The sequence below is a fragment of the Achromobacter sp. ES-001 genome (genome assembly GCF_019448355.1).
GTDB classification, from domain to species: Bacteria; Pseudomonadota; Gammaproteobacteria; order Burkholderiales; family Burkholderiaceae_B; genus Achromobacter; species Achromobacter spanius_B.
In genome coordinates, this window is sequence record NZ_CP079940.1 from 2,274,410 (window position 1) to 2,290,565 (window position 16,156).

Below are 16,156 nucleotides of genomic sequence, written 5' to 3' on the forward strand. Positions count from 1 at the left end.
GTGTCGCCGTCGGCATGGGCGCGTCCGCGCCGCGCCCATGCCGCCCGCGCGAACCCGGGCGCGCGCCGGTAGTGTTAAATACGGTTTTCCCGGACAGTGAACGCGGGCCCCCGGGCTTTAGCGAAGGAAACAACATGGCATTCGATTTTGATCTGTTTGTGATCGGCGCGGGTTCTGGCGGCGTGCGCGCGGCCCGTTTTGCAGCAGGCTTTGGCGCGCGCGTGGCCGTGGCGGAAAGCCGCTACCTGGGCGGCACCTGCGTCAACGTGGGCTGCGTGCCCAAGAAGCTGCTGGTCTACGGCGCCCATTACAGCGAAGACTTCGAGCAGGCCCACGGCTTTGGCTGGAATGTAGGCAAGCCGTCCTTCGACTGGCCCACCCTGATCGCCAACAAAAACCGCGAAATCGAACGCCTTAACGGCATTTACCGCAACTTGCTGGTCAATAGCGGCGTGACGCTGCTGGAAGGCCACGCCCGCATCGTCGACCCGCACACCGTCGAAATCAACGGCCAACGCCACACCGCCGCCAACATCCTGGTGGCAACGGGCGGCTGGCCGCGCGTGCCCGACATTCCCGGCAAGGAACACGCCATTACCTCGAACGAGGCGTTCTTCCTGCCGCGGTTGCCGCGCCGCGTGCTGGTGGTGGGCGGCGGTTATATCGCCGTGGAATTCGCATCGATCTTCAATGGCATGGGCGCGCACACCGTGCAGGCCTATCGCGGCCCGCTGTTCCTGCGCGGTTTTGACCAGGGCGTGCGTGAACACCTGCGCGACGAGCTCACCAAAAAGGGCGTCGACCTGCGCTTTTTCACCGACCTGGCGCGCATCGACAAGCAGCCCGACGGCTCGCTGCTGGCCACGTTGAAAGACGGCGCGGTCATCGAAACCGATTGCGTCTTCTACGCCACCGGCCGCCGTCCGATGCTGGACAACCTGGGCCTGGAGAACACCGGCGTCAAGCTGCGCGAAGACGGCTTCATCGACGTGGACGACGAATACCGCACCGCCGAACCTTCCATCCTGGCGATTGGCGACGTCATCGGCCGGGTGCCGCTGACGCCGGTGGCGCTGGCCGAAGGCATGGCCGTGGCGCGCCGCCTGTTCCGCCCCGAGGAGTACCGCAAGGTCGACTACAAGCTGATTCCGACCGCCGTGTTCAGCCTGCCGAACATCGGCACGGTGGGCATGACCACGGAAGAAGCGCGCGAAGCGGGCTACGAGATCAAGCTTTTCGAAAGCCGTTTCCGTCCGATGAAGCTGACGCTGACGGAATCGCAGGAAAAGACCTTGATGAAGCTGATCGTGGACGCCAAGACGGACCGCGTGCTGGGCGTGCACATGGTCGGCCCCGATGCGGGCGAAATCGTGCAGGGCATCGCGGTGGCGCTCAAGGCCGGTGCTACCAAGCAGGTGTTCGACGACACCATCGGCATCCACCCGACGGCGGCGGAAGAATTCGTCACCCTGCGCACGCCGGTCGCGCAATAAGGGCGCCAAAAAACGCGCCGCGCGCCGGCCTGCACTACAAGCGTTCGATCATGGCGCGCGCCGCAAACGGCGCGCGTTCTTTTGCGCCATTGATAAAGAAGGCGTAGACGTCCTGCGCGCGCGGTGGCCCGGATGGCGCGGAACCGATCCGAGGCAGGTCCGCCGGATCGTCGCCACGCGACCAGGTGTGCAGCCTGTCCGCCCAGGCGTCCAGCACCTTGGGCGCATAGCCGGCCTTGAACGTGGTGCTGGCGCGCATCAACCGGGCGTAGACGAAATCGGCGGTGCGGTCGGCAATGGCCGGAAAGTTCTCGCTATCGGTATAGACGGTGGCGGCGCGGTGGCGGCGGGCCAGTTCCAGGTATTCCTCGCAGGCGAAGCTGGGGTGGCGCACGTCCAGCACGTGGCGCAGCGGCAAGCCATCGACCTTGTCGGGCAACAGCGCCAGGAATTCGCCGAAGTCCTCCGCGTTGAAGGTCTTGGTGGGCGCGAATTGCCACACCACCGGCCCCAGCTTGGGTCCTAATTCGGCAATGCCGCTATGGACGAAGCGCTGGATGGAATCGCCGGCGCCGGCAAGCTCGCGCCGGTTGGTGGCGTAGCGCGACGCCTTTAGCGAAAAGACGAAGCCGTCTGGCGTTTCGTCGCGCCATTTGGCGAAAGTGGCGGGCTTCTGGGTGCTGTAGTAGGTGCCGTTGATTTCAATCGCGGTGAACTGCCGGCTGGCGTATTCCAGCTCGCGCGCATGGGGCAGGTCCTCGGGATAAAAGGTGCCGCGCCACGGCGCGTACGTCCAGCCGCCGATGCCGACGCGAATGACGGGCGGGCTTTCCACCACGGACGGATGACGTTTCGGCATCTTCCGGTGCTCCATGCAGTGCAACGAATCGGTTCACTGTATCGCCACGCGCCCGGGGTCGTAAAGTTGCGGATGCCAATCACGGCGCGGGTTCGGGCCGGTGTGGCATGGGCGATACGTTTGCCGGGCGGCCGTGCCGCGTTCAAAAAGTTTCCTGTTCCGATACAGTTTTGCGATAACGTGTGCGCATCCCTGTTCGACATCGTCCGGCTCGCGCCGGCTCATCATGCCCGACCTGACTCATCTTCTGACATTCGCCCTGGTGGCCCTGGGCATGGTGCTGACGCCCGGCCCCAACATGATTTACCTGGTGTCCCGTTCCATCTCGCAAGGCGCGCGCGCCGGCCTGATCTCCCTGGGCGGCGTGGCGGTCGGGTTCATCTTCTATGTGTGCTGCGCGGCCTTCGGCATTACGGCCTTGCTGCTGACGGTGCCCTACGCCTATGACGCTTTGCGCATCGGCGGCGCCATGTACCTGCTGTACATGGCGTGGCAGGCCATCCGCCCCGGCGGGCGATCGCCGTTCCAGGTGCGCGAACTGCCCCGCAGCAGCCCGCGCACGCTGTTCACGATGGGGCTGGTGACCAACCTGCTCAACCCCAAGATCGCGGTGATGTATGTGTCGCTGTTGCCCCAGTTCATCCAGCCCGACCATGGCAGCGTGTTCACGCAGTCGCTGGCGCTGGGCATGACGCAGGTGGTCATCAGCCTGTCGGTCAATGCCGTCATCGCCATTACCGCCGGCTCCATCGCGGGCTTCCTGGCGGGCCGGCCGTTGTGGCTGGTGATCCAGCGCTGGTTGATGGGTACCGTGCTGGCTGGCCTGGCCGTGCGCATGTTGATGGACGCGCGACGCTGATGCCGCAGGACGACGGATTTTTCGGCTCGCTGGGCGTCATGCTCGGCGAAGCGCTGCGCGCGGTGGTGGGCGGCATCAAATGGCTGCTGGGCGGCTTGGGCGGTGCGCTGGGCGACTTCTACGGCGGGCTGTCCAAGGCAATGGGCATGAGCCCGTCCATCTTCAATTTTGTCTTGCTGGTGCTGGGCCTGATGTTCCTGTGGGCCGCCATCAAGGCCTTGCTGCGCCGCTCTATCCTTGGGTTTCTGTTCTGGGCGGTGCTGGCGGTGCTGGTGCTGGGTGGCCTGGTCAATTAGCGCCGGGCTTGCCGCGCCAGTTCCCCCAGGCGCTTGACCAGCGCGGGAAAGCGGTCGGCGCTGGTGTTGCCATAGCCGATCACCAGCCCGTTGTCTTCGGCGCGCGGCGCCATGGCGAAAGTCGATAGCGCGCTGGGGTTCATGCCCACCTGCCGCGCCAGCGCCACAATGGCCTGATCCGGGCAATCCGGTGGCAGGCGCACCGTCAGGTGCAGGCCGCTGTGTCCGCCCAGGACCTCGTGATCCCCCTTGAAATGCGTGGCCAGCGCATCGCGCAAGGCCGACTGCCGTTCGCGGTACAGGCGCCGCATGCGGCCCAAGTGACGCGAGAATTGGCCGTTGTCGATGAAGGCGGCCAGCGTCAGCTGTTCCAGCCGGTGGCCGCCGCGCAGCATCTCGATAATGGACGGCAAGGCGGTCTGGGCCAGGGCCTCGGGCAGCACCAAAAAGCCCAGGCGCAACGCCGGAAAAAGCGTCTTGCTGAACGTGCCCACGTACAGCACGGGCGCGTTGGGCAACAGCCCCTGCATGGCCGCGATGGGGTCGCCCTGATGCCGGAACTCACTGTCGTAGTCGTCTTCGATGATCCAGGCGCCCGCGCGCCCGGCCCGTTCCAGCAAGTCCAGCCGCCGCGCCACCGACAGCACGGCGCCCGTGGGGTATTGATGCGTGGGCGTGGTCTGGATCAGGCGCGGCGGATGCGTGCGCCAGGCGTCGTCGGGTATGACGATGCCGTCCGCGTCCACGCGCATGGCCACCACGTTCAGGTCGCCACCATGAAAGGCCGACTTGGCGCCGCGATAGCCGGGCTCTTCGAGCCAGGCGGTGTCGCCGGGATTGGTCAGCAGTTGCACGCATAGGGCCAGCGCGCCCTGCGCGCCTTCGGTGATGATGATGCGCGAGGCGTCGCAATGCACGCCGCGCGACACCCGCAGATATTGCGCGATGGCTTCGCGCAGCGCCGGCTCACCCGTCGGATGGCCGTAGCCCAGCGTGGTGGCGGGGGCGGCTTGCAGCGCACGGTCTTGCGCGCGGCGCCAGGCGTTCATGGGGAACTGCGTCAGGGCCGGCGTGCCGGGGGTCATGGGCAAAGAACTGTCGGTCGCGCCACGGGTGGCAACGATGCGCGACAAGCGCGTGGCGGTGGCGGTGGGGGCCGTCGTTGCATCGGCGGTCGCGGTTGCCGCTGCGGTTGCGCTGGCCGTGGCGCGGGCCGCCAATGCCCACGGGGCGGCTGACAGCGGCGCCACCCGGGTGCCCTGGCGGTCCGCGATGACATAGCCTTCGGCGGTCAACTGCTCGTAGGCGATCAGCACCGTATTGCGCGAGATTTCAAGCTCTTCGGACAGCGCGCGTGACGACGGCAGCTTGCCGCCGGCCGGCAATTGGCCGGCCAGGATGGCCTGCTTCAGGCGTTGAATAAGCTGGCGTTGGCGCGGCGGCGCGCCGGGGCCGCGCGCAAGCGGACTGGACAGCAGGGCGGTGTGGGCGGGTAGGCTTCGGCTGGGCGTTTGCATGGCGCGATGATCGCGGGCCGCTTGAGGCGTGGCCCTATTAAATTCGGGATCCGTGGTGCTTTTTATGATGCCACGATTCCGATATTGTGAGGCCCTGCGTGTTGCGTCCGCCACGGCCGGCGGCGCGCGCTTAACCGGATGAGGCCCCGCCCAATGCAAGCCCGCGTCAATGCATTCCAACAACCCATCGGCCCCGACGTACCCGGCTGGACGGCACGCCCGCGCCCGCCGCTGACGCCGGCCATCGGCCGTTATTGCCGCCTGGAACCCTTGTCCGCCGAGCGCCATGCCGCGGATCTGTACCAGGCCTTCAGCCAGGCGCCGGACGATAGCGACTGGACCTACATGGGCGTTGGCCCGTTTGCCGACGCGGACGCCTACCGCGCCTTCGCCGAAGCCGCGCAGGCGGGCAACGACCCGCTGCATCACGCCATCATCGACCTGGAAACGGGCCGGGCCATCGGCACGCTGGCCTTGATGCGTATCGACCCGGCCAATGGCGTCATCGAAGTCGGCTTCGTGTCGTTCTCGCGCAGGCTCAAGCGCACCCGGATCGCCACCGAAGCGCAATTCCTGCTGATGCGCCGCGCGTTCGACGAGCTGGGCTACCGCCGTTATGAATGGAAGTGCGACAGCCTGAATGCGCCGTCGCGCCAGGCCGCCGCGCGGCTGGGCTTTCAGTTTGAAGGCATCTTCCGCCAGGCCACGGTCTACAAGGGCCGCAGCCGCGACACCGCCTGGTTCTCGATCATCGACAGCGAATGGCCCGCGCTGCGCGCCGCCTACGAGCGCTGGCTGGACCCCGCCAACTTCGACGCCGAAGGCAATCAACGCCAAAGCCTGTCTGAACTGACCGCCCGGGAAAAAGCCGCGTGCGCCTGATTCCGGTGGCGTTGGCCCTGTTCTGGGGGTTGAACTGGCCGGCGGTGAAAATCATCCTCGCCATCTTCCCGCCGTTTACGCTGCGCGTGCTGGGGCTGGGCAGCGGCGCGGTCCTGCTGTTGCTGCTGGCGCGCGCCAAGCGGCTGCCCCTGTTGCCGCCGCGCGATGCGTGGCCGGGCATCGTCGTGGGCGGCGTGCTGGCCGTGGCGGTCTTTAACCTGGCGGTGGCGTGGGCGCAGCTCAGCACCAGCACGTCGCGCGCGGCGGTGCTGACCTTCACGATGCCCATGATGTCGGCGCTGCTGGCCTGGCTGGTGCTGGGCGAACGGCTGGACCGACGGCGCGCGCTGGCGCTGATGCTGGGCGCCATCGGGGTGGCCATCCTGGCCTGGCCGGTGTTGCGCGCGGTGTTCGGGCAGCACGACCTGGCCGCCACCCGTGGCCTGGTGTTTCCGCTGATGGCCGCGTTTGGGTGGGCGGCGGGCACGGTGTATCTGAAGCGCTGGCCGGTGGATGGCCACCGTATCGTCGTCACCGCATGGCAGTTGGCCGTGGGCGCCGCCTGTGCGCTGACGGGCGTGTTGATCGCTGGCGAGTCATTTCCTACCCATGGCTGGAACGGCCGCATCGTGGCGGCGCTGTCGTTTCACATCATCCTGGGCACGGCGGTGGCCTACTGGCTGTGGTTCGTGCTGAGCGAACGCGTCAGCGCCACGGTGGCGGCGTTGACCACGTTGATGGTGCCGGTGGTGGGCGTGCTGGGCGCGATGGCCCTGGTGGGCGACCGGCCCGCCGCCGCCGATTGGTGGGGCTTTGCCTTTGTGCTGGCAGGCGCCGCGCTGATCGTGCTGAACCTGGGCCGGAGCCGGGGGTAGGCAGGGCCAGGGCGCCGAGAGAGCACAGCATGGGGTGCCGAGATAGGGCGCCGAGATAGGGGCAGCAGGATAGGGCAGCAGGATAGGGCAGCAGGATAAAGCAGCCCTTGCCCGGATTGCCAGCTCAGTCCTGCCGCCTGCGCAGCCACTGCCTGACGACTTCGCCGCCGCTGACCAGGGTGATGCCCGACAGCACCAGCACCGCGCCGATGGCGAAGCCCGCGTCCAGCGGTTCATCCAGGATCAGCACGCCGAAGCTCACCCCGAACAGCGGCGTCATGAACGACAGGATCGACAGGCGCGACGCCAGGTAGCGGCGCAACAGCCAGAACCACGCCAGGTAACTGGACAAGGCCACGACCACCGCCTGGAACGCCACGCTGGTCAAGGCCGCCGTCGTGGGGCGGATGGTGTGCTGGCCGGTGACCACGGCATAGGCCAAGAGGCCCACCGCCGCCACCGCCATCTGATACAGCAAGGTCTTGGACGGGGCCGCCTCGGACAACGACGTTGCGCGGATGGCGACCGTGGTGGCGCCCCACAGCAAGCCCGCCGCCAATCCCATGGCGTCGCCCAGCAGCATGTTGGCGGCGCCGGCGGCTTCGCGCGGTGCGCCGCCCTTAAACAGGAACGCCACCGCAATACCGCCGAAAGCAATCGCGACCCCCAGCCATTGCAGCGGCTGCATGCGTTCTTCGGGCAGCAGCCAATGCAGCCCCAGCGCGGCAAATATGGGCGCGGTGTACAGAAACACCGACATGTGCGAGGCCGTGGTGTACAGCAGCCCCTGCGCCACAAACAGGAATTCCGCGCCGAACAGCAAGCCGACAAGCAGGCCTGGCAGCGCCGTGCCGTCGCGCACGGCGCCCAGGCCTTCGGCGCGCCACACCACCACCGCCAGCACCAGCGCGGCAAAGCTGGATCGCAGCGCAATCTGCATGATGGGCGCGATGTCGGCGGCCACCAGCTTGATGGCAATTTGCTGAAAGCCCCAGCACACACACAGGGCCAGCATGCCAGTGGTGGCCAGCGTGTCCAGCGGCAAGCGCAGCGGTTTGGACGCGGGCGCCGTCACGGCAGTTCGGCGGGGTAGCTGTCCAGCGCCAGGCCGATCTGTTGGCGCAAGTCCCATTCGGCCAGCGTCGATTGCACCGGCCCGAAAAAGGCGCCGTCGCGTGTCACAAACATGGCGGGCAGGTGAAAGACTTCGTAGCGCTCAACCAGGCCACGGTTGTCCCCGGCGTCCACCCAACAGACCCGTTCCACCGGCAGTTCCAGCGCGGGCAGCTGTTCGCGCGCAATGCGGCAGGTGCCGCAGGTGCGGCTATGGAAGACCAGCAGCGACAAGCCGGGCACGTCCAGCAGGAAGCGGTCGGCGGTGCTGTCGTTCAGTTCTATCTGTTCCATGGGGATTCATCCGGGGCAAGGCAGCCATTATGGCAGCGCGCCGCCCCGTGGCCGGCGATAACCGTGGGGGCGGAATGGGTGTGGCGCGTCAGGCGCCGCGCAGCACGCGGTCCAGTTGCAGCACGGACTGATACAGCACGCGCGTGCCGTCCAGCAGCTGCGACGGTTCGATCCATTCTTCCGGGCAGTGGCTGCGGCCGTTCAGGCAGGGGATGAAGATCATGCCGATGGGGCCGGTGGGCGCCATGTAGACGGCGTCGTGGCCGGCACCGCTGGGCAGGCTCATGGACGCGTAACCCAGCTGGTCCGCCGCCGCTTTCACGGCGTCCATCACCAGGGTTGAGCAGTCGGTGGGCTGGGCGCGGCTTAGTTGGGTGAAGCCGGCCGTCAGGCGCCACGCCTTCAGGTCGTCGGCGACGCCGGCCATCAATGTTTCGGGGAAGCTGTCCAGCACGGCGTTGCTGTCGCTGCGCATTTCCAGCGTCATCTCGACGCGGCCTGGCACGGCGTTGGCGGCGTTGGGCGTCATCGACAGCCGGCCCACGGTGGCCACCACGTAATGCGGGTTGCCGCTGGCGGCGCTGGCCTGGCGGCTGGCCGCGTCGATGATGCGTGCCGCGCCCACCAGGGCGTCGCGGCGGATGTCCATGGGCGTGGTGCCGGCGTGGTCGGGTTGGCCTTGCACCACGATCTGCACGCGGCGGATGCCAACGATGTTGGTGACCACGCCGATCGGCAGGCCACGGCTTTCCAGTACGGGGCCCTGTTCGATGTGCAGTTCGACGAAGGCCGCGGTGCCGCCCGCGCCACGCAGCGGTGCGCTCAACGCGGCGGGGTCGCCGCCGATGCGGGCGATGCCCTGGGCCAGCGATTCGCCGGCGGGGTTGCAGGCGGCCAGCATGTCCGCCGACAGCTGGCCGCTAAGGGCACGGCTGCCCACGCATGAGATGCCGTAGTCGCTGGGCTCTTCGGACAGGAAGTCGATGACTTCAAAGGGGTGGTCAAGTTCGATGCCGTGCTCGTTCAGCGTATGCGCGACTTCGATGCCGGCCAGCACGCCGATGATGCCGTCGAACCGTCCGCCTTCCATCACGGTGTCGCAGTGCGAGCCGGTGGCGATGGGCTTGCGCGACGGGTCGCGGCCGGCGCGCGTGCCGACCAGGTTGCCGCCCGCATCCATGCGAGTCGCCAGGCCGGCCGCTTCGAACTGGCCACGCAGCCAGGCGCGGGCGTCGTCGAACAATGGCGAAAAGGCGCGTCGCGTCCAGGGGACATCGGGCAAGGTAAACCGGGACAAGGCTTCAACGCGGGACCACAGGCGGTCGGCATTGAGGGGCGGGAAAGCGGGGGAAGGGGAAGTCGGATGCGGCATGAAAATTCCTGAAGATGCGCCAGGGATTATGTCATGGCGTGTTGGGCCTCCCGAGTCTGCCACCCTGTCATGGTGTCAGGAGCGCTGCCGCCAGGACGGCTCGCGCTTTTCCAGGAAGGCCGCCACGCCTTCGCGCGCTTCGTCGGTGGCGCGGCACGCGGCGATGCGCTCGACCGTGTCGGCGATCAATTCGGCGTCGATGGCCCGACCCGCAAAATCGCGCACCAGCCGCTTGCTGGCCTTGACGGCGTCCGGCCCGTTGGCGCACAGCGCGCGGCAGAGGGCGTCGGCCGCGTCGGGCAGGGCGTCGGCCGGCACAACATCGTGCACCAGCCCCAGCCGCAGCGCGGTGGCGGCGTCGAAGCGTTCGGCTGTCAGGAAATACCGGTTGGCGGCGCGCTCGCCCATGGCGCGGATCACGTACGGGCTGATGGTGGCAGGCAGCAGCCCCAAGCGCGTTTCAGACAGGCAGAAATGCGCGCCGTCCGCCGCGATAGCGATGTCGCACGCCGACAGCAGCCCCATCCCGCCCGCGTAGGCGTCGCCGTTCACGCAGGCCACCACGGGTTTCGGGCACGTCCAGATCGTGTGCAGCATGTCGGCCAGTCGGGTCGCATCCTGGCGGTTGTCCGCATCGGTATGCGTGGCCATTTTGCGCATCCAGTTCAGATCGCCGCCCGCGCAGAACGCCTTGCCCGCACCCGTCAGCAATAACACTCGCACGTCGGGGTCGCGCGCGGCGTCACGCACGGCGTCGGTCAGCGCGGCGATCAGCGTTTCGTCGAAGGCGTTGCGCATGTCCGGCCGGTTCAGGGTCAGGCGAACGATGGCGCCATCGCGCGAGACATTCAGCGGGGCTGTCGAAGTCATGCGGGTCTCCTGGTTTATTGATTTGTGCTCAAGAAGTGGGGGGGCAGCAACCGAAAGATTCTAGGACGGAATCGGGATTGCAGGGATGGGTTCGATATAAATATTGAGTTATCCTCAAAAAAATAACGGAGCGAGGCATGAACCCAGAATCGAATGTGCAGGCCAACCCCGCCTTGGGCACCGCCTCGGGCTTTACAGCAGACCCGACAGCGGGCGGCCAAGCCGCCATGTCGCGCTATGCGTCGGTGTTCAGACCGGGGCTTTTCGATGGCAAGACTGTTGTCGTGACAGGCGGCGGCAGCGGTCTGGGCCGTTGCACGGCGCACGAGCTGGCATCGCTGGGCGCGAACCTGGCGCTGGTGGGCCGCAAGCTGGAAAAGCTGGAAGCGGTGGGCGCGGAAATCGCCCGCGTCTACCCCGAAGCCGCCGGCCGCGTCAGCCTGCACGCCTGCGACATTCGTGATGAAGCCGGCGTGCGCGGCGCGGTGGCGGACGTGCTGGCCCGGCACGGCGCCATCGACGGCTTGTTCAATTGCGCGGGCGGGCAGTTCCCCGCGCCGCTGGACCGCATCAGCCTGAACGGCTGGAACGCGGTCGTGCAGAACAATTTGCACGGCACCTTCCTGATGGCGCGCGAGGTCTACACCCAGCACATGCGCCGGCACGGCGGGGCCATCGTCAACATGCTGGCCGATATCTGGGGCGGCATGCCCGGCATGGGGCATTCGGGCGCGGCCCGCGCCGGGGTCTGGAACCTGACCGAAACCGCCGCGTGCGAATGGGCGCATGCCGGCGTGCGCGTCAATGCGGTGGCGCCGGGCTGGATTGCCTCCAGCGGCATGGACAGCTACGACGACCACTACCGCGCGGTGCTGCGCGACCTGAAAACCAAGGTGCCGTTGCAACGCTTTGGCACCGAGGCCGAACTGGCCGCGGCCGTGGTGTTCCTGTTGTCGCCGGCGGCCGCCTTCATCAATGGCACGGTCATCCGCGTGGATGGCGGCGTGCCGAACGCACGCCATTCCTGGACCTTGCAGCCGGCCGAACGGGGCGAGGTCTACAACGGCTTTCCTCAGTACGTGCCGCCGTCCTTGTTTGCCGATGCGGGGGAGGGGGGCGGTGCGGAAGATGCAGCCGAAGCGGCGGGCGCGACCGATGCCGCGCGCGCAGCCGAAGCGAAACCCTCGGCCGATTCTTCCGACGCGTGAAGCCGGTGCAGGGCGTCGCGCACCTCGCCCCGGAACTGCGCCAGCGCCAGCGCGTCGCGGTGTGGCGGTTGCAGGGCTTGCCACAAGAACCCGACCAGCTGGTCGGCGGTGGTGGCCACGTCTACCCGCGCGCCGCGCAACATTGCGTCCCACAGCACGTGCTCCATCGGGCCGTAAACCGTGGACCGCAGCAACCGCAGGGGCATGTCTTGCCGGATGTCGCCATCGGCCTGCCCCTGCGCCAGGATGCGCATCAGCGGGGCGGTATAGCGCCGTTGCAGGGCCGCGTAGACCTCGCCGAAATCGTCGTTGCGCGCGCGCCCTTCGGACAGGATGAAGGCGCACAGCCCCGGCCCCTCGGCCAGCAGATGCCGCAAATGGGTATGCACAAGGTAATGCAGCTGCGCCCGCGCCCCGTGCACGTGCGGCAGGTTGTCTTCCACCTTGGCGATGATTTCGTCATACCAGTCGCCGATCACCCGCACGCACAATTCCCGCTTGCCGCCGAAGTACGTGAAGATCGTGGCTTCGGACACGCCCAGGCGCTGGGCGATCTCGGTGGTGGTGGCGGCCTGGAAGCCGGCCTCGGAAAACACCTGCCGGGCCATGTGCAGGATGTCCCGTATGCGCTGTTCGGACTTGGCGCTGGCGGGCGGGCGGCGGATCGGAACGACGGGAGTTTTTTCCATGCGAACGGCAAAAGGGCGGTGGGGCGAGGCTTATTATTGAGCCAGGGTCAAGCAAGTTCAGCAAGCCCTGGGCGATTTCCATAACAACATCAGAGACAAAACCATGCTGTCCCGAAAGGCATCCTACAAGCAGCTTGTGTCCGAATTCCAATGGCAGGTGCCGGACACCTACAACATTGGCGTGGACGCCTGCGACAAATGGGCGGACGGCAGCGGCCGCCTGGCGCTGATCTTCGAAAAAAGCGACGGCGCGCAAACCCGCTACTCGTTCGACGATATCAAGGCGCAATCGAACCGCCTGGCGCACAGCCTGATCCGCCATGGCGTGCGGCGCGGCGACCGCGTGGCCGTGTACCTGCCCCAGGCGCCCGAAACGGCGGTAACCCACATCGCCGTCTACAAAATGGGCGCGGTGGCGGTGCCGCTGTTCACGCTGTTCGGCGTGGACGCCATCCAGTACCGGCTGGCCAATAGCGGCGCCGTGGCGCTGGTGACCGACACCGAGGGCTGCCGCAAGCTGCGCGAGATACGCGCCAGCCTGCCCGGCCTGAAGGTCATTTATTGCATCGATGGGGATGGCGACGGCGATGACGCTGGCGACAACGACGGCGCCGCCGTGCCGTTCCACCCCGCACTGGCCACGGAATCGGACGATTTTGAACCGGTCGCCACGCGCGCCGACGACCCCGCCGTGATCATCTACACGTCCGGCACCACCGGCAAGCCCAAGGGCGCGCTGCACGCGCATCGCGTCCTGCTGGGCCACTTGCCCGGCGTGGAAATGTCGCACGAATTCTTCCCCGAAAACGCCGCCCTGATGTGGACGCCGGCCGACTGGGCCTGGATCGGCGGGCTGCTGGACGTGCTGCTTCCGTCCTGGCATCACGGCGTGCCGGTCCTGGCCCGCCGCTTCGAGAAGTTCGACGGCAGCGCCGCGCTGGCGCTCATGGCGCGCCACGGCGTCACCCACACATTCCTGCCGCCCACCGCGCTGAAGATGATGCGCGGGTCCGCCTACCCGGATGGCGCCGGCCCGCTGGCGCTGCGCTCGGTGGCCAGCGGCGGGGAGTCGTTGGGCGCCGAGCTCATCGACTGGGGCCGCCGCGTGCTGGGCGTGACCATCAACGAGTTCTACGGCCAGACCGAATGCAACATGCTGGTGTCGTCGTGTTCGTCGCTGTTCGACCCGGAAATCGGTTCGATCGGCCGCGCCGCGCCCGGTCACCGGGCGGCTATTGTGGATGACCAGGGCGTTGAAGTGGCCGATGGACAGGAGGGCAACATCGGCGTATTGCGGCCGGACCCCGTCATGTTCCTGGGCTACTGGAATAACCCCGAGGCCACCGCCGAAAAGTTCGTGGGTGACTACCTGCTGACCGGCGACCTGGGCGTGCGCGATGCGCGCGGCTTTATCCGCTTTGTCGGCCGCAACGACGACGTCATCACCAGCGCGGGCTACCGCATCGGCCCCGCGCCCATCGAAGACTGCCTGATCGGCCACCCCGCCGTGCGCATGGCGGCGGTGGTGGGCGTGCCCGATGAGCAGCGCACCGAGATCGTCATGGCCTATGTCGTGTTGAATGACGGCGTCACCGGCGACGACGCCCTGGTGCGCGACTTGCAGGCGCATGTACGCACCCGCCTGGCCGCCCATGAATACCCGCGCGCCATCCGGTTTGTAACCAGTTTGCCAACCACGGCTACCGGCAAGATCATCCGCCGGGAGTTGCGCGACGGTAACTACCGTTGAGCTCGTCTCAACCCGTGACAATCTCGTCCATGAGGATGGGTTGACGGGTTGCCCCGCGCTGCAAGTATGATGGCGCAAATTACATACGGCCCCACGCAATTGGGGCCGTATCACCATTCGTCTAAGCATGGAGATAGCCCCAATGAATAAGCCATTGGATGGGGGGTTGGCTGCGTTGAACGTGCCCGCCTACGTCAAGCATCGCGGCCTGATCGACTGGGTAGCCAGTTTTGTAGCACTGGCCAAGCCCGACCGCGTGGTCTGGTGCGACGGTTCGCAGGAAGAATACGACCGCCTGTGTGAACAGATGGTCCAGGCCGGCACGATGCGCCGGCTCAACCCCGCCAAGCGGCCCAATTCCTTCCTGGCGTGCTCGGACCCGTCCGACGTGGCGCGCGTGGAAGACCGCACCTTCATCTGTTCCGACCGCGCCGAAGACGCCGGCCCCACCAACAACTGGGCCGATCCGGCTGAAATGCGCGACACGTTGAACGGCCTGTTCGACGGCGCCATGCGCGGCCGCACGCTGTACGTCGTGCCGTTCTCGATGGGCCCGTTGGGCTCGGACATCGCCCACATCGGCGTCGAACTGTCCGACAGCCCGTATGTGGTCGTGAACATGCGCATCATGACCCGCATGGGCAAGGCCGTGTACGACGTGCTGGGCACCGACGGCGACTTCGTGCCGTGCGTGCATTCCGTGGGCAAGCCGCTTGCCGCCGGCGAAGCCGACGTGCCGTGGCCGTGCAACCCCACCAAGTACATCGTGCATTTCCCCAAGAGCCGCGAAATCTGGAGCTTCGGCTCGGGCTATGGCGGCAACGCGCTGCTGGGCAAGAAGTGCTTCGCGTTGCGCATCGCGTCCACCATGGGCCGCGACCAGGGCTGGCTGGCCGAACACATGCTGATCCTGGGCGTTACCTCGCCCAAGGGCCGCAAGTATCACGTGGCCGCGGCATTCCCGTCGGCCTGCGGCAAGACCAACTTCGCCATGCTGATCCCGCCGCAGGGCATGGACGGCTGGAAGGTCACCACCATCGGCGACGACATCGCCTGGATCAAGCCCGGCCCCGACGGCCGCCTGCACGCCATCAACCCGGAAGCCGGCTATTTCGGCGTAGCCCCGGGCACCAGCGAACAGACCAACTTCAACGCGATGGCCACGCTCAAGGCCAACGTCATCTTCACCAACGTGGCGCTGACCGATGATGGCGACGTCTGGTGGGAAGGCATGACCGACACGCCGCCCGCGCACCTGATCGACTGGCAAGGCCAGGACTGGACGCCCGCCATCGCCCGCGAGACCGGCCGCAAGGCCGCGCACCCGAACGCGCGCTTTACCGCGCCGGCCGCGCAATGCCCGTCCATCGACCCCGAATGGCAAAACCCGAAGGGCGTGGTCATCGACGCGTTCATCTTCGGCGGCCGCCGCTCGACCACCGTGCCGCTGGTGACCGAGGCCCGCAGCTGGGTGGAAGGCGTGTACATGGCCGCGACCATGGGCTCGGAAACCACCGCCGCCGCCGTCGGGCAGCAGGGCGTGGTGCGCCGCGACCCCTTCGCCATGCTGCCGTTCTGCGGCTACAACATGAGCGACTACTTCAACCACTGGCTCAAGCTGGGCAAGCAACTGGAAGCCACCGGCGCCACCTTGCCGCGCATTTACTGCGTCAACTGGTTCCGCAAGGGTCCCGACGGCAAGTTCGTCTGGCCGGGCTTTGGCGAAAACATGCGCGTGCTGCGCTGGATGCTGGGCCGTATCGACGGCGAATCCAAGGGCGTGGACCAGGTGTTCGGCGTATCGCCGAGCTACCAGGACATCGACTGGACCGGCCTGGAGTTCACGCCCGACAAGTTCGAGCAGGTCATGTCGGTGGACGCCGACGCCTGGCGCGACGAACTGGCGCTGCACCACGAACTGTTCGGCCAATTGTCCCAAGGCTTGCCGGAAGACCTGCCCGCCACCAAGACCAAGATCGAAGGCCGTCTGGCCGCCTGAGTCTGACTTGGTCCTAGAAGCCCGCGTGCCCGGTAGGCGCGCGGGCTTTTCTATTTCATGATGGATGCTTCGTTGGGAAT

14 protein-coding genes and 1 pseudogene are annotated in these 16,156 nt (G+C 67.0%); 8 read left to right on the plus strand and 7 right to left on the minus strand.

Going from position 1 to position 16,156, the window contains the following annotated elements:
- Nucleotides 1–134: 134 nt before the first annotated feature.
- On the plus strand, nucleotides 135–1,493 hold the full coding sequence (gene gorA, locus KYT87_RS10325; protein WP_046804544.1) for a glutathione-disulfide reductase: 1,359 nt from the start codon (nucleotides 135–137) through the stop codon (nucleotides 1,491–1,493).
- A 34-nt stretch (nucleotides 1,494–1,527) separates the two neighbouring features.
- Here gorA and KYT87_RS10330 read toward each other — a convergent pair whose 3' ends face one another.
- Nucleotides 1,528–2,352: a DUF72 domain-containing protein gene (locus KYT87_RS10330; protein ID WP_219992175.1), complete on the minus strand. Its 825-nt coding sequence runs from the start codon at nucleotides 2,350–2,352 to the stop codon at nucleotides 1,528–1,530.
- 226 nt (nucleotides 2,353–2,578) lie between these two features.
- Between KYT87_RS10330 and KYT87_RS10335 the strand changes: the two genes are divergently transcribed.
- Complete coding sequence (locus KYT87_RS10335; RefSeq protein WP_046804546.1) at nucleotides 2,579–3,211, plus strand: LysE family translocator; 633 nt, start codon at nucleotides 2,579–2,581, stop codon at nucleotides 3,209–3,211.
- Complete coding sequence (locus tag KYT87_RS10340) at nucleotides 3,211–3,507, plus strand: hypothetical protein (protein ID WP_046804547.1); 297 nt, start codon at nucleotides 3,211–3,213, stop codon at nucleotides 3,505–3,507. Before KYT87_RS10335 ends, KYT87_RS10340 begins: the two co-directional genes overlap by 1 nt.
- Here the strand turns inward: KYT87_RS10340 and KYT87_RS10345 are convergent.
- Entirely contained in the window at nucleotides 3,504–5,024 is a 1,521-nt protein-coding gene (locus KYT87_RS10345) for a PLP-dependent aminotransferase family protein (RefSeq protein ID WP_120154796.1), read from the minus strand. The genes KYT87_RS10340 and KYT87_RS10345 overlap by 4 nt on opposite strands.
- A 153-nt stretch (nucleotides 5,025–5,177) precedes the next feature.
- Here KYT87_RS10345 and KYT87_RS10350 point away from each other — a divergent pair, with 153 nt between their 5' ends.
- Nucleotides 5,178–5,906 carry a GNAT family N-acetyltransferase gene (locus KYT87_RS10350; RefSeq protein ID WP_120154798.1) on the plus strand — a complete coding sequence of 243 codons (729 nt, stop codon included), beginning with the start codon at nucleotides 5,178–5,180 and terminating at the stop codon, nucleotides 5,904–5,906.
- On the plus strand, nucleotides 5,897–6,781 hold the full coding sequence (locus KYT87_RS10355) for a DMT family transporter (RefSeq protein WP_046804550.1): 885 nt from the start codon (nucleotides 5,897–5,899) through the stop codon (nucleotides 6,779–6,781). Before KYT87_RS10350 ends, KYT87_RS10355 begins: the two co-directional genes overlap by 10 nt.
- A 124-nt stretch (nucleotides 6,782–6,905) precedes the next feature.
- Here KYT87_RS10355 and KYT87_RS10360 read toward each other — a convergent pair whose 3' ends face one another.
- The 4 genes from KYT87_RS10360 to KYT87_RS10375 form a co-directional block, all read right to left on the minus strand.
- Nucleotides 6,906–7,796 carry a DMT family transporter gene (locus KYT87_RS10360; RefSeq protein WP_219992630.1) on the minus strand — a complete coding sequence of 297 codons (891 nt, stop codon included), beginning with the start codon at nucleotides 7,794–7,796 and terminating at the stop codon, nucleotides 6,906–6,908.
- Between the two features lie 56 nt (nucleotides 7,797–7,852).
- On the minus strand, nucleotides 7,853–8,188 hold the full coding sequence (locus KYT87_RS10365) for a co-chaperone YbbN (protein WP_219992176.1): 336 nt from the start codon (nucleotides 8,186–8,188) through the stop codon (nucleotides 7,853–7,855).
- Between the two features lie 88 nt (nucleotides 8,189–8,276).
- On the minus strand, nucleotides 8,277–9,560 hold the full coding sequence (locus KYT87_RS10370) for a Zn-dependent hydrolase (RefSeq protein ID WP_219992177.1): 1,284 nt from the start codon (nucleotides 9,558–9,560) through the stop codon (nucleotides 8,277–8,279).
- A gap of 75 nt (nucleotides 9,561–9,635) precedes the next feature.
- Entirely contained in the window at nucleotides 9,636–10,430 is a 795-nt protein-coding gene (locus KYT87_RS10375; protein ID WP_219992178.1) for an enoyl-CoA hydratase/isomerase family protein, read from the minus strand.
- 227 nt (nucleotides 10,431–10,657) lie between these two features.
- On the opposite strand from KYT87_RS10375, the gene KYT87_RS10380 reads away from it, so the two are divergent.
- Nucleotides 10,658–11,638 carry an SDR family oxidoreductase gene (locus KYT87_RS10380; protein WP_255594163.1) on the plus strand — a complete coding sequence of 327 codons (981 nt, stop codon included), beginning with the start codon at nucleotides 10,658–10,660 and terminating at the stop codon, nucleotides 11,636–11,638.
- Here KYT87_RS10380 and KYT87_RS10385 read toward each other — a convergent pair.
- Nucleotides 11,611–12,327: pseudogene (locus KYT87_RS10385) on the minus strand (TetR/AcrR family transcriptional regulator); the annotation flags it as partial. The gene KYT87_RS10380 and the pseudogene KYT87_RS10385 sit on opposite strands and share 28 nt — an antisense overlap.
- Before the next feature lie 103 nt (nucleotides 12,328–12,430).
- Here KYT87_RS10385 and KYT87_RS10390 point away from each other — a divergent pair.
- Nucleotides 12,431–14,077, plus strand: a complete 1,647-nt coding sequence (locus tag KYT87_RS10390) for an acyl-CoA synthetase (RefSeq protein WP_219992179.1) — start codon at nucleotides 12,431–12,433, stop codon at nucleotides 14,075–14,077.
- Between the two features lie 142 nt (nucleotides 14,078–14,219).
- A complete protein-coding gene (locus KYT87_RS10395; RefSeq protein ID WP_219992180.1) occupies nucleotides 14,220–16,076 on the plus strand; it encodes a phosphoenolpyruvate carboxykinase (GTP) in 1,857 nt (618 codons plus the stop codon).
- Nucleotides 16,077–16,156: the final 80 nt, after the last annotated feature.

Bases quoted from the DNA above. Each gene is read 5' to 3' on its own strand.
- KYT87_RS10340 (WP_046804547.1), top strand. From the start codon at position 3,211: ATGCCGCAGGACGACGGATTTTTCGGCTCGCTGGGCGTCATGCTCGGC.
- KYT87_RS10350 (WP_120154798.1), top strand. From the start codon at position 5,178: ATGCAAGCCCGCGTCAATGCATTCCAACAACCCATCGGCCCCGACGTA.
- KYT87_RS10360 (WP_219992630.1), bottom strand. From the start codon at position 7,796: ATGCTGGCCCTGTGTGTGTGCTGGGGCTTTCAGCAAATTGCCATCAAG.
- KYT87_RS10365 (WP_219992176.1), bottom strand. From the start codon at position 8,188: ATGGAACAGATAGAACTGAACGACAGCACCGCCGACCGCTTCCTGCTG.
- KYT87_RS10375 (WP_219992178.1), bottom strand. From the start codon at position 10,430: ATGACTTCGACAGCCCCGCTGAATGTCTCGCGCGATGGCGCCATCGTT.
- KYT87_RS10345 (WP_120154796.1), bottom strand. From the start codon at position 5,024: ATGCAAACGCCCAGCCGAAGCCTACCCGCCCACACCGCCCTGCTGTCC.
- gorA (WP_046804544.1), top strand. From the start codon at position 135: ATGGCATTCGATTTTGATCTGTTTGTGATCGGCGCGGGTTCTGGCGGC.
- KYT87_RS10330 (WP_219992175.1), bottom strand. From the start codon at position 2,352: ATGCCGAAACGTCATCCGTCCGTGGTGGAAAGCCCGCCCGTCATTCGC.
- KYT87_RS10390 (WP_219992179.1), top strand. From the start codon at position 12,431: ATGCTGTCCCGAAAGGCATCCTACAAGCAGCTTGTGTCCGAATTCCAA.
- KYT87_RS10395 (WP_219992180.1), top strand. From the start codon at position 14,220: ATGAATAAGCCATTGGATGGGGGGTTGGCTGCGTTGAACGTGCCCGCC.
- KYT87_RS10370 (WP_219992177.1), bottom strand. From the start codon at position 9,560: ATGCCGCATCCGACTTCCCCTTCCCCCGCTTTCCCGCCCCTCAATGCC.
- KYT87_RS10380 (WP_255594163.1), top strand. From the start codon at position 10,658: ATGTCGCGCTATGCGTCGGTGTTCAGACCGGGGCTTTTCGATGGCAAG.
- KYT87_RS10335 (WP_046804546.1), top strand. From the start codon at position 2,579: ATGCCCGACCTGACTCATCTTCTGACATTCGCCCTGGTGGCCCTGGGC.